Genomic DNA, 12,761 nt, shown 5'->3' on the forward strand with positions numbered 1-12,761 from the left:
GCACCCCGTCCCCGGACGCGGGCCCCGGCGAGGCGAAGCTGTGGATCAACCTGGGCATGGACGACGGCATGGACGAGGCGAAGCTGCCCGCCGCGCTGGAGGCCGCGGGCGCTCCGGCCGGCAAGGTGCTGCGCACCCTGCTGCGCCCCACCTACGGCTACGCCTACGTGGCCGAGGAGGACGCGCCCGGCTTCGAGGCCGTCAACGGCAAGCCCCACGGCGAGAAGGCGCTGAAGGTGGAGCGTCACCGTCCGCGGGGCGCACGCCCGGAGCGCCGTCCCCGCACGGAGGCCCTGCCGGAGGTTCCCGGCCAGACGCGCCTGTGGGTGGGTCTGGGCAAGCAGGACGGGCTGGACGAGGCGGGCGTCGCCGCCGCGCTGGAGGCCGCGGGCGCTCCGGCCGGCAAGGTGCTGCGCACGGACCTGCGCCCCACCTACGCGTATGTCTTCGTCGCCGACGAGGACGTGGCGGCCTTCGAAGCCACGCACGGCAAGCCCCACGGCGAGCGCACGCTCAAGGTGGAGCAGGCCAAGCGGAAGTAGTCCCTCAGGTGCCGCCAGTCCCTGGACTGGCGGCCGTCCTGCGCCGCTCGCGGTGGTAATGGGCGGCGCACAGGCCCCGGGCGAGCAGGGGCTTCTCACAGCCGGGCTCGCCGCAGCGGGCGGGCTCCGGCCGGACGGCCTGGATGTCCTCCGTTGCCCGCGTGGGCGCGTTGAACATCACCTCCGCCACCGACAGCAACCGGTCCACGTCCACGCGAGCCAGGCCGCGCCCCCGGACGAAGGCCTCCAGCCGGTGGCCCCCCGCGTCCTGCGTGTCCTCCAGCCGCAAGAGTTCCCACAGGGGGAGCTGGAGCGCGGCGGCCACCTGGAGCAGCGTCTCATAGCTGGGGCTGCGCTCGCCTCGCTCCAGCAGGGACGCGAAGGACACGGAGATGCCGCAGCGGGCGGCGAAGTCCTCCTGGGTGAGCCCCCGCCGCTCCCGCAGGTTCCGGATGCGCCGGGCCAGTCCCTGGAGGTGTCCGCTCACGGTGGAAGCGTCCGGCGGTTCGGGCGACATGGCAGTTTCCTATGGTAGCGCACCCCTTCTGTTAAGGTCTCGCGCGCCGCCATCCAGGAGCTTGCCGACACATGAGCGCCGTCGAGGGTACCAACTACTACTTCCGCAAAGCCGCGCGGATCATGGACGTAGGCACCCCCATCGAAACGCTGCTCGCCACGCCCCTGCGCGAGGTGAAGGTCCAGGTCTCCATCGAGATGGACTCCGGAGAGATTCGCACCTTCCTCGGCTACCGGATTCAGCACGACAACAGCCGCGGCCCCATGAAGGGCGGCCTCCGCTACCACCCGATGCTGGACCAGGACGAGTGCGCGTCGCTCGCGTCGCTGATGACGTGGAAGACGGCCGTCGTGAATGTCCCCTATGGCGGCGCCAAGGGCGGCATCGCCTGCGACCCGTCCCAGCTGAGCATCAAGGAGTTGGAGCGCCTCACCCGGAAGTACGTGGACCAGGTGCAGGACGTCATCGGCCCCACGCGCGACATCCCCGCCCCCGACGTCAACACCAACCCCCAGGTGATGGCGTGGATCATGGACCAGTACTCGCGCTACCACGGCCACTCTCCCGCGGTGGTGACGGGCAAGCCGCTGGAGCTCTACGGCTCCAAGGGCCGCGAGGCCGCCACCGGCCGCGGGCTGCTCTACGTGGCGCGTGAAATCCTGCGTGATTTGGGCCTGCCGGTGAAGGGCACGCGCTTCGCGCTCCAGGGCTTCGGCAACGTGGGCGGCCACACCGCGCAGCTCCTCTGGGAGGACGGCGGCGTGGTGGTGGCCGTGGCGGACGCGCTGGGCGGCGTTCGCAACCCGCAGGGCCTGGACATCCCCTCCCTCTTCGAGCACGTGAAGCGCACCGGCACGGTGACGGGCTTCAGCGGGGGGGCTTCGTGCAGCAACGAGGACGTGCTGGGCGCGGACTGTGAGGTCCTCATCCCCGCGGCGCTGGGCCACGTGCTCACCCGGGAGAATGCCCACGCGGTGCGCGCGAAGCTCATCATCGAAGGCGCCAACGGCCCCACCCAGCCGGAGGCCGACGAAATCTTCGAGAAGCGCGGCATCTTCGTGGTGCCGGACGTGCTCGCCAGCGCCGGCGGCGTGACGGTGAGCTACTTCGAGTGGGTGCAGAACCTCCAGCACCTGTCGTGGGAGGAGGACCGCGTCAACGCGGAGCTGGAGAAGTCCATGAAGGAGGCCTACGAGCGCGTGGCGCAGGTGGCGCGCTCCCGGAAGGTCTCCATGCGGACGGCCGCGTACATCCTGGCGATTGGCCGGGTGGGCAAGGCCACCGTGCTCCGCGGCATCTGACGCGGCCCGCCGTGTCACGCGGTGGACGTAGCGCGGCGCGGCAGGCAGCCGGCGGAGCGCGCTCATTCCTCGTGTCTCTTCCGCCCGGGGCGCGCTTCCGATAGAGGCGCGCCCATGGTCACCCTCGAGGACATCCAGGCCGCCCGCGAGCGCCTTCGCTCGGCCATCCGCCCCACGCCGTGCCCGCAGTCGGACTACTACACGGAGCGGACGGAGTGCGCCGCGGTGTTCTTCAAGCTGGAGAACCTCCAGCGCACCGGGGCCTTCAAGGAGCGCGGCGCCCTCAACAAGCTGCTGACGCTGACCGAGGACGAGCGGCGCCGGGGCGTCATCGCCGCGTCCGCCGGAAACCACGCGCAGGGTGTCGCGTACCACGCGCGTCGGCTGGGCGTGAGCGCCACCATCGTCATGCCGGAGCGCACCCCGCTCATCAAGGTGTCGCGCACGCGGGATGACTACGGCGCGCGCGTGGTGCTCAAGGGCACCAACTACGACGAGGCCTACGCGGAGGCGCTGCGCATCCAGAAGGCGGAGGACCGCGTCTTCATCCACCCCTTCAATGACCCACACGTCATCGCCGGCCAGGGCACCATCGGCCTGGAGCTGCTGGAGCAGTGCCCCGACCTGGAGGTGGTGCTCGTCCCCATTGGCGGCGGCGGGCTCATCTCCGGCATCGCGTGCGCGCTGAAGGAGACGCGGCCCGACATCCGCGTGGTGGGCGTGCAGGCGGAGACCATCGCCAGCATGAAGGCGTCGGTGGAGGCGGGCGAGCGCGTGCTGCTGGCCGCCGCGGGCACCACCATCGCGGACGGCATCGCCGTCAAGCGCGTGGGCGACCTCACCTTCCCCATGGTGCAGAAGTACGTGGACGAGGTCGTGGCCGTGGACGAGGAGGAGATCGCCGCCGCCATCCTCACCCTCCTGGAGCAGGAGAAGAGCGTGGTGGAGGGCGCCGGCGCGGTGGGTCTGGCGGCGCTGCTCAGCGGCGACGTTCCCGCCGCGAGGGGCCGGCGCACCGCCATCATCTTGAGCGGTGGCAACATCGACATGAACGTCATCAGCCGCATCATCGAGCGCGGTCTGGTGAAGGCCGGCCGCCTGGTGCAGTTGGAGGTCCGGCTGCCGGACCGGCCCGGGATGCTGGCGAAGCTCACCACGCAGGTGGCCGACCTGCGCGCCAATGTCGTGGAGATCCACCACGAGCGCGCCTTCTCCAAGGCGGGCCTGGGCGAGGCCATGGTGGAGGTGACGCTGGAGACCACCGGGCCCGCGCAAATCGAGGAGCTGGAGCGCGCGCTCCACCGGCTGGGCTGGCAGGTGGCCCGCAAGTAACCCCCATGCGGGGGGGCTGGGCCTTGCGCCCGTGCGCCTGTGTCCGGCGATACTCAGGGCATGAGCCCCGCCGCCCTGCTCTCCGCCCTGCTGCTGACCGCCGCCCCTTCTTCTCCCGGACAGAAGGCGAAGTCGCTCGCCGCCAGCCGCGCCTGGGAGGAGCTCTATCTGGCCTTCTCGGCAGGCGAGGCATCGGACGTACCCGCCCCGCAGCGGGGCACCGTCGCCACGGCGCTCCAGAAGGGCTGCGAGGCGCTGAAGGACGAGGACCCGGTGATGGCGTACTCACTGGGCGAGCGGGCCACCGTCTACGAGGAGTCCGCGGGCGCGCTGCGGTGCCTGGCCCGGGCCGCGCGGAAGACGGACCAGCGGGCCGCTGCGGAAGCCGCCCTGCGCAAGGGGCTGGCCCAGTACCCCAAGGAAGGCGCCTTCGGCCTGGAGTTGGGGCGGCTGCTGATGGAGGAACAGGACGCGGCGGGCGCCGTGGCGGCGCTGGAGAAGGTGCCTGCGAAGTCGAAGGAGGCCGCGGAAGCGAAGCGGCTGCTCGTGCAGGCCCGCGCCAAGACGACGGAGGAGACCGCCGCGCGGCGGGAGGCGGAGCGCCTGGAGCTGCGGATGAATGGCGCCACGAGCGGGCGGCCCACCGTCATGGTCGAAGCCCACCCCGCGGTGGCCGGCCAGGGACGGGGCAACACGCGCTCGGCCAGCCTCAACTACGAGTCGGGCACCGGCGCGGACGGCATGCGGACGCGCTCCAACAGCCGCTTCGTCATCCGGTACTTCAACAACGATCGCGACTTCGGCCAACGCGCGGAGTACGAGGGCCGCATCGTCGCCGCGCTGGACGAGGCCTACGACTTCAGCCGCAGCATGCTGGGCGAGGTGCGCCACGCCCCGGTGGACATCATCCTGTACACCCTCGCGGAGTTCCAGACGCACTTCGGCGCGACGCGGGCGCGAACGGTCGCCGGGCTCTACTCCGACAACGCCATCCGCATCAACGACGCCGCGGAGCTCACGCCGCAGACCAAGGCCACGCTCGTCCACGAATACGTACACGCCGCGCTGGATGAGCTCTGCGGCGGCTACGGGAGCAGCCTCCCCGTCTGGCTCAACGAGGGCCTGGCCGAGTACGTCGAGTGGCGCTACATGGGCGGCGAGGAGCCCGAGCGGTCAGTCCGGAACTACATGGTCCAGGCCGCCAAGGCGAACTCCCTGCCCAAGCTGGCGCAGATGGAGGGCTCGTCCCTCATCATGCAGCGCAACCCGACCGTCGCCTATGCCACCTCCGCCGTGGCGGTCCGCGAACTGGTGAAGCGGGGCGGCACGGGCCGGTTCCTCACGATGGTCCGCGAGGTGGGACAGGGAAGACCCATCGACGAGGCCCTGACGGAGCACTACGGCAAGACGCGGGCGAGCCTCGACGAGGATGTCCGGGCCGCTCTCCAGTAGGGGAGGCTGCCAGCCGGGCCCGGGCCAATTGGTTTACCCGTTCCCGGGAGTCCCCTAGACTCGCAGCCCCCTCTATTTACGCTGCGACAGAAGCTCGGCTGTACGCTGTCCGCAGCAAGGTGACGGATGTCGGACACGCGCGCAGCGATGAGAGAATTCCGCTTTCTCGACGAGAAGCGGAAGCTGGGAAGCCTGTCTCCGGTGGAGGAGGCTCGCTGGAACGAGCTGCGCGCACAGTTGGGCGTGGATGACGCGCCAACCGCGGACGCCGCCGCCTGGCAGCAGCAGGCCGCGCCCCAGGGCTACTACGCCGCTGACGGCCAGTGGTACCCCTACCCCGCCGGCTACGAGCAGCAGCCCCAGGGCTACTACGCCGACGACGGCCAGTGGTACCCCTACCCCGCCGGCTACGAGCAACAACCCCAGGGCTACTACGCTGACGACGGCCAGTGGTACCCCTACCCCGCCGGCTACGACCCGAACGCGCAGGCGTATGACCCGAATGCGCAGGCCTACGCGCAGCAGGGCTACGACCCGAACGCTCAGGCCTACGCACAGCAAGGCTACGATCCGAACGCGCAGCATGCGTATGACCCGAACGCGCAGGCCTACGCGCAGCAGGGTTACGACCCGAACGCGCAGGTGTACGACCCGAATGCGGGCTACGCCCAGGGCACTGTCGAAGCGTGGCAGGCGGATCCGCAGGCCTATGCCGCGGAGTCCGTGCAGCAGCAGTCCTACCCCACCGCCCCCGCACACCCGCCAGCTGTCGAGCCGGACAACCTCAGCCTTTCGGACGACATCGACATTCCCGCGCTGAGCGAGCCCGCGCCGTGGATGACGCCGGGCGCCGGTGGACAGGCTCAGCATGCACTGAGCGCTGAGCAGGAACCCGACATCGAGGCGATGTCCGCCGGCGAGGAACCAGCCGCGGCGGATGACCCGTCTGCGTCGTTCGCGGACGTCACCGCGGACCTCCAGCAGGATGCGCAGCCCGTGTCCGAGGAGGCGCAGTCGGAAGCCCTGAGCGTTGCGGAGGATGACTTCTCCGAAGTGGGGTCGGACACCCCGGCGGTGGCCGCCAATGCCGAACCCGAGACCTCCTTGGAGGCGTCGTTCGCCGACTTGTCGATGGAGGTCGAGTCGGCACCGGAGGCGCCGGTGGCGCCCACGGATGATGCCGTGGCCTCGACGGAAGTGGAGGTCCCCTCCTCCGAGGTCGAGTTGCTGGACGGCGCCGCCGACAACGAGCCTGTCCTGGCCCACGAGCAGTCTCCCGCCCCCATCGATGATGCGTGGGCCTCCGCGCCGCTCGCCGTCGAGACGGAGCACGTGGACGTCTCCGATGCGGGCGACCTCATCGACGTTGCCGCCATGGCGGAGCCGGAGGCGGCCGCGCAGGCTGCGGATTCCGAAATCGCGCTCGATGCCTCCGAAATGGTCGAAGCGTCGGCTGCGGACTCCGCGGATACGATGGATGCGTGGGACGCGGGTGCGACGGCCGACCACAGCGCGACGGATTTCATCGCGGCCAGCGCGGGCGACTCGTACGAGGCACAGCCTGCCGAAATTGCACTCGACACCACGGCTGAGGCCTCGGCCGAAGCCGAGCCCGCCGAGATTGCGCTCGATGCAGCCGACGTGAGCGATGCGGCGGTTGAGCACGCTTCAGAGATGGCGTTCGACGCGTCTGCCGGGACCGAGACGGGCGCAGACAACTCGCCCTCCGAAATCGCACTCGACGCTTCCGATGTCTCCGTGGCGGAGGCCTATCCCGAGACGGCCCTCACGGCGTCAGACGCCAGCGATGCCGCGACGGCGGAAGCCTACCCCGCAGCAGACTTCGCGACGGCGGAAGCCTACCCCGCAGCAGACTTCGCGACGGCGGAGGCTTACCCTGCGACGGAGTTCGCGACGGCGGAAGCCTACTCTGAGGCCGACTTCGCGACGGTCGACGTCAGCGATGCCGCGACGGCGGAGGCTTATCCCGAGGTGGCGCTGACTGCCTCCGAGGCTAATGATACGGCCGAAGCCGCTCCCGAGTTGGCGCTCTCGGCTTCGGATGTCATCGAAACGTCTGCTCCCGAGCTGGCGTCCGCGGATGTCAGCAGCGAGCTCGTCGCCGAGGCCTACCCCTCCGACACCTACGGCAGCGCAGCAGCCTCATTCGAGCCTTTCGCCGAGACAACCTTCAGCGAAGGCGATGCAACCGCCGCGGGTGAGCCGTACACCGAAGCGGTGCTCGACACCGCCGATGTCAGTGATGTGGCCACGATGGAGTTGGACTCGGTGGCGACCGCTGCTGAAGCCACCTCCGACACGGCGCTCGCATCCAGCGCATGGGGCAGCACGGACGCGGCCGAGGAGTTTGCCACTGAGGCGCATGTGGCCTCCGACGTCAGCGAATTGGCCGCCATCGAAACTGCGCCCGAGACGGCTCACAGCACCTACGACCACTCGAGTGAGGCCCTCGCTGGGAAGGAGGTCGTCCTCGACGCGACCGAGATGAGCGCGCCCGAAATCGCGCTCGATGCGTCCGACGTCGCCGAATCGCCTTCCGAAATCACGCTCGACGCCACAGACGTCGCCGAGTCCGCCCCGATTGAGCCGGCCGCGGAGATTTCCCTGGAGGCCTCCGACGTCGCCGAGCCGCAGTCGGCTGAAATCGCCCTCGATGGTTCGGAGGTGAGCGAAGAGTCTCCCGCACAGCAGGGAAGCGTCCCGACGCTGGAGCTCAACGCGGCCGAAGTGTCGTCCGACGAGCCCTCGCTCGATGTCATCGATGTCGAGTCCGCGCCCGGACACGCCGGGGACGAGGCAGCGCTCCAGGCCACTGACGCCGGGAGCGAGCAGCCCACGCTCGAGGTTATCGAAGTCGGCACAGAGGCCACCGCTTCGGACGTGGACTTCCCGCCGGAGGCTGCACCCTTCGCGTCGTCGGATGTCCCATCGCTCGAGCTCCGGCCGGTCCAGGTGGGGCCGGACCTCCACGCGGAAACGATCGAGGTGGCGGGAGAGCCGCCGCATTCGTCCTCGCACACGCCTTCCGCCGAGGAGATGTTCGACCTGAGCGGGAACCCCGAAGAGGCCGTGCCTCTCGCGACGGCGAACGAGTTCCTGGCCCACGGACACTTCGCGCCAACCGATGAGCGCAGTGTGGCGATGGCGGAGGGAGACGCGGGCGCCATCGAGCTGCAGCCTGAATGGGCTTCCACTGCCGAGCAGCCCGCTGTGGAAGCGGCTCAGACGGGATGGGCCACTTCCGGTGAGCAGGCCGCTTCCAGCGATGCGTATGCAGGCTGGGAGGATCCTGTTTCGGAAACCGTCGAACTCCAGGCGGAGTGGGCGGAGCCTGTCACCGCTTCCGAGTGGACGACCTCCGAGCAAACGGCGCCTGCCACGAGCCACGCGGAGTGGGCGGCTTCCGATGCAGGCATCGCCTCCGAGGCTGGCCAGGCCGACTGGGCTTCGTCCTCCCCCGAGGCCGCGCCCGTCGAAGTCCAAGCGGAGTGGGCTGAGCCGCTCGCCGAGGACGGCCAGGCCCAGTGGGCAACGGCTGAAGCGTCCCCGAGCGAGGGCTGGAACACGGCGTCGACTGAAGCAGCGCCCGTGGAAGTCCAGGCCGAGTGGGCCGCCCCCGCCGAGCAAGATGGAGCCGCCCTGACGGCTGCCCCTGCGGCGACGGAGGCCCAGGCCGAATGGGCTACGCCAGAAACCGCTGACGCCACGACGGACGCCCAGGCAGGTTGGACGACGCCGGGCGCCGACACCGCTCAGTCGGAATGGACCGCCTCGTCGGAAAACGAGTGGGCGACCGCCGAGGAAGTTCAGACCGAATGGACTGCGCCTGCGACTGAGACCGCCGCGCAGCCCGAGTGGGCTACGGCGCCTGCGAATGAAGCAGCGCGAACCGACTGGGCCGCTCCTGCTACCGAAAACGCGGGGCAGCCTGAGTGGGCCACGCCTGCGAATGAAGCCGTGCCCGGCGAAGGTGCTCAGCCTGAGTGGGCTACGCCCGCGACCGAGGAAGTCCAGGCCGAGTGGGCGACGCCTTCCGCCGAAGCCACCGCATCGTCGGAGTGGGCTTCGCCCGCGACCGAGGAAGTCCAGGCCGAGTGGGCGACGCCTTCCGCCGAAGCCACCGCATCGTCGGAGTGGGCTTCGCCTGCGGCTGAAGAGGTTCAGAGCGAGTGGGCTACGCCCGCGACCGAAGCTGCCGCATCACCGGAGTGGGCCACGCCTGCGGCCGAAGCCGCCGCATCGTCGGAGTGGGCTTCGCCTGTAACCGAGGGAGCCCAGGCCGAGTGGGCGACACCCGCGACCGAGGTTGCGCAGCCGGCTGAGTGGGCTTCGCCTGCGGCTGAAGAGGTTCAAGGCGAGTGGGCCACTCCCGCGACCGATGCCGCCGCCCCGTCGGAATGGGCCTCGCCTGCGACGGAAGAGGCGCAAGGCGAGTGGGCGAATCCCGCGGCCGAGGAAGTTCAGGCTGAGTGGGTAACGCCTGCGGAAGGCGCTGCGCCGTCGTCGGAGTGGGCTTCGCCTGCGACCGAGGAAGTTCAGGCCGAGTGGGCCTCGCCCGAGGAAGGCGCGGCTCCAGCACCGGAGTGGGCTTCGCCCGCGACGGAGGAAGTCCAGGCCGAGTGGGCCACGCCCGAGGAAGGCACGGCACCAGCACCGGAGTGGGCTTCGCCCGCCACCGAGGAAGTGCAGGCTGAGTGGGCCACGCCTGCGATCGATGCCGCTGCACCGGCGTCGGAATGGGCTTCGCCCGCCACCGAGGAAGTCCAGGCCGAGTGGGCCTCGCCCGCCACCGAAGCCGCCCAGCCCGCCTGGGGCGCCCCCACGGACGGCGCGCAGGCTGAGTGGGCCGCCCCCGAGGCAGAAGTAGTCCAGGAGGAGTGGGCAACACCCACCGAAGCCCCCCACGCAGCGTGGTCCCCGCCCGCCACCGAGGAAGTCCAGGCCGAGTGGGCCGACCCCATCGAGGAAGCCGCTCCGGCCGCCGAATGGGCCTCAACGAGCGAGCCTGCCGCCTCGCAGTGGGACGCGCCCGCCGACAACGCCCCCGCGGCCGCGGAATGGTCCGCGACCAGCCACGACACCAGGGCGACCTGGGACGCCCCCGCCACCACCGAGTGGTCGTCGGAGCAGACGGCGAACTGGAACGAAGCGCCCGCGGAAGAGGTGTCCCTCGCGGACACGGCCACGCATGCCTCCGCGGAGTGGAGTGACTCCTCCGTGGACGTGGAGCCCGTCATGGAGGAGGCCGAGCCCATCGAAGTGGCGTCCGCGTGGGAGGCCGAGCCCATCCTGGACAGCGCCCCCGTGACGTCACAGTGGGCCGCCACCAGCACGGACAGCCCCTTCGGTGCTCAGGCGCAGGACTTCACCGAGGCCACGCCCATCGAGGAAGAAGAAGTCTCGATGGAGCTCGAGCAGGAGGTCTCCGAAATCGACGTCGAGGAAGAAGCCGTGGTGCCGCCACCCGCCCCCATGGCCGCCATCCCCGTCGTCGCGTCGGCGCCCGCGCACTTCGCCCAGGCGGCCTCACTGGCCACTGCCGCGCAGCCGCAGCACACCGCTGTCGTCATGCCGGCCGCGCCCGCCAACCACGTCGCCGTGGAGCGTGAGCCGCTCTTCGATGACACCGCCATCGTCGGAGGCACGGCCCTCACCTCCTTCGTGGAAGGCGAGCACCGCGTCATCATCCACACCGTCGAAGGCCAGGTGAAGCGCGGCACCATCCGCGACGCGGACCTGCTCGACGAGGTCATCTCCCTCGAGCAGCAGAGCGGCTTCGCCGCCGAGCAGATTCCGGGCAAGCGTGTGAAGGCCATCTTCTTCATGCTCGCCGCCGGTGCGCGTCAGCCGCAGGTGGAGGGACAGAAGATTCGGGTCACCTTCAACGACGGACGTCAGGTCGCGGGCTTCTCCCAGGACTTCCAGGGCAGCACGCCGGGCTTCTTCGTCATCCCCGCCGACCAGCGCACCAACACCGCGCGCATCTTCATCTATCGCTCCAGCGTGCAGGCGGTGGCCGAGGGCTGAGCGGGCGCGTCCCCGAAGGGCGGGCGGGGCCACCGTGCCCCGCAAATGAAAGAGGGGCCCCCACCACCGTGGGAGGCCCCTCCGTCATTTCAGAAGAAGCGAAGGTCTACTTCTTGTCCGTCGCGGCGGCGTCGGCCTGCTTCACCAGCGACAGCTCCAGGTTCACGGTGACTTCCTCACCCACCGCGACGCCGCCCGCCTCCAGCGCCTGGTTGTAGGCCAGGCCGAAGTCCTTGCGGTTCAGCTTGGTGGTCGCCGTCACGCCCGTGCGGGTGTTACCCCAGGGGTCCTTGGACTCCTTCGACGGGCCCGTGACGTCCAGGACGACCGGCTTGGTGACGCCGTGCATGGTCAGGTCGCCGGTGACCTTCAGCTTGCCCTTGCCCGCCTTCTGGACCTTCGTCGACTTGAAGGTGATCTCCGGGAACTTGGCCGTGTCGAAGAAGTCAGGGGCCCGCAGGTGCTCGTCGCGCTTGGCGTTGCCGGTGTTGACGGTGGACGCGTCCAGCACGGCCTCGACCTTGGACTTGGTGATGTCCTTGTCGTCCAGGTCCACCGTGCCGCTCTTCACGTTGAACGAGCCGGTGACGTTCGACACCATCATGTGACGGACGGAAAAGCCGGCGCTGGAGTGCGCGTCATCCACCTTCCAGGTGGAGGCCAGCGCGATGGACGGGAGGGCGAAAAACAGGGCAACGGCGCTCTTCATGGACGTCTTCATGGGAAGTGTGCTCCTGGGAGATGCAGCGAAGTCAGGCGCGCAGCGCGAAGCTGCGCATGGACAAGGTTCCGTGATGGAAGCCCTCGAATACGGGGGTGAGACGGTCCTCGGGGAGGGCAGCTCCGAGGACGAAATAGAGCGGCATCAAATGCTCGGCCCTTGGATGCGCGAGCCGCGCGTTCGGTGCATCCAACCATGACTGAAGGCCGGTGAAGTCTCGCGCCTCCAGCTTCTGCGCAATCCACGCATCGAAGGCCGCTGCCCACGGCTCGACGGACGCCGCCTTCTCCTGGAAATTCAGCCGGCGCAGGTTGTGGACGATGCCGCCGCTGCCCATCAACAACACGCCCTGCGCGCGCAGCGGCCGGAGGAGCTCGCCCATCCGCGAGATGTCCGCGGGGCTCGCGCCCAGCGGCATGGAGACCTGGACGACGGGGAGCTTCGCCTCCGGGAAGGCATGCAGCAGCGGCACCCACGCGCCGTGGTCCCAGCCGCGCTCCGCGTCAGCCACCGTGGGCAACCCACCCGCCTTCAGTCGGGCGACCACGTCATTGGCCAGGGACGGCGCACCCGGCGCGCCGTAGCGCAGGCGGTAGAGCGGCTCGGGAAAGCCATAGAAGTCATGGATGAGGGGCGGCTGCGCGCTGGCGGTGACGCGAATCTCGCCGGGCGTCTCCCAATGGGCGGACACCACCACCAGGGCCCGCGCCTGGGCCTCGCCGCCGAAGCGACGCAGCGCCTGCGGGTAGGCATCCGCGTCCAGGGCCACCATCGGTGAGCCGTGAGAGATGAACGCCGCGGGGGCCACGGCCTGGCCGCCGCGGCGTTCATCTCTCACGGCTCACCGA

Annotated in this window: 8 protein-coding genes; 5 read left to right on the forward strand and 3 right to left on the reverse strand. The window is 70.0% G+C overall.

Features of this window, described 5'->3' with window-relative positions; translation table 11 throughout:
- A partial coding sequence (locus HNV26_RS34535) for an RNA-binding protein (protein ID WP_171452971.1) occupies positions 1 to 542 on the forward strand: 542 nt, incomplete at its 5' end.
- A 4-nt stretch (positions 543 to 546) separates the two neighbouring features.
- Here the strand turns inward: HNV26_RS34535 and HNV26_RS34540 are convergent.
- Positions 547 to 1,059, reverse strand: coding sequence for a helix-turn-helix domain-containing protein (locus HNV26_RS34540; RefSeq protein ID WP_171444350.1), 513 nt, complete (start codon positions 1,057 to 1,059; stop codon positions 547 to 549).
- Positions 1,060 to 1,130: 71 nt separating this feature from the next.
- Between HNV26_RS34540 and HNV26_RS34545 the strand changes: the two genes are divergently transcribed.
- The 4 genes from HNV26_RS34545 to HNV26_RS34560 all read left to right on the forward strand — a co-directional run bounded on the left by HNV26_RS34545 (position 1,131) and on the right by HNV26_RS34560 (position 11,192).
- Complete coding sequence (locus tag HNV26_RS34545; RefSeq protein WP_171444349.1) at positions 1,131 to 2,360, forward strand: Glu/Leu/Phe/Val family dehydrogenase; 1,230 nt, start codon at positions 1,131 to 1,133, stop codon at positions 2,358 to 2,360.
- 114 nt (positions 2,361 to 2,474) lie between these two features.
- Positions 2,475 to 3,692 (forward strand): threonine ammonia-lyase, encoded by a 1,218-nt coding sequence (gene ilvA / locus HNV26_RS34550; RefSeq protein ID WP_090490415.1) that lies wholly within the window; start codon positions 2,475 to 2,477, stop codon positions 3,690 to 3,692.
- 60 nt (positions 3,693 to 3,752) lie between these two features.
- Positions 3,753 to 5,144 (forward strand): peptidase MA family metallohydrolase, encoded by a 1,392-nt coding sequence (locus tag HNV26_RS34555; protein ID WP_171444348.1) that lies wholly within the window; start codon positions 3,753 to 3,755, stop codon positions 5,142 to 5,144.
- A 126-nt stretch (positions 5,145 to 5,270) separates the two neighbouring features.
- Positions 5,271 to 11,192, forward strand: coding sequence for a DUF6982 domain-containing protein (locus HNV26_RS34560; protein ID WP_171444347.1), 5,922 nt, complete (start codon positions 5,271 to 5,273; stop codon positions 11,190 to 11,192).
- 106 nt (positions 11,193 to 11,298) lie between these two features.
- Here the strand turns inward: HNV26_RS34560 and HNV26_RS34565 are convergent, their stop codons facing one another.
- Positions 11,299 to 11,913 (reverse strand): YceI family protein, encoded by a 615-nt coding sequence (locus HNV26_RS34565; protein ID WP_171444346.1) that lies wholly within the window; start codon positions 11,911 to 11,913, stop codon positions 11,299 to 11,301.
- A gap of 31 nt (positions 11,914 to 11,944) precedes the next feature.
- Positions 11,945 to 12,751: a dioxygenase family protein gene (locus HNV26_RS34570; RefSeq protein WP_366817089.1), complete on the reverse strand. Its 807-nt coding sequence runs from the start codon at positions 12,749 to 12,751 to the stop codon at positions 11,945 to 11,947.
- Between the last annotated feature and the right edge of the window lie 10 nt (positions 12,752 to 12,761).

Source organism: Myxococcus xanthus (assembly GCF_013116825.1).
In the GTDB taxonomy this organism is placed as follows: Bacteria; Myxococcota; Myxococcia; order Myxococcales; family Myxococcaceae; genus Myxococcus; species Myxococcus xanthus_B.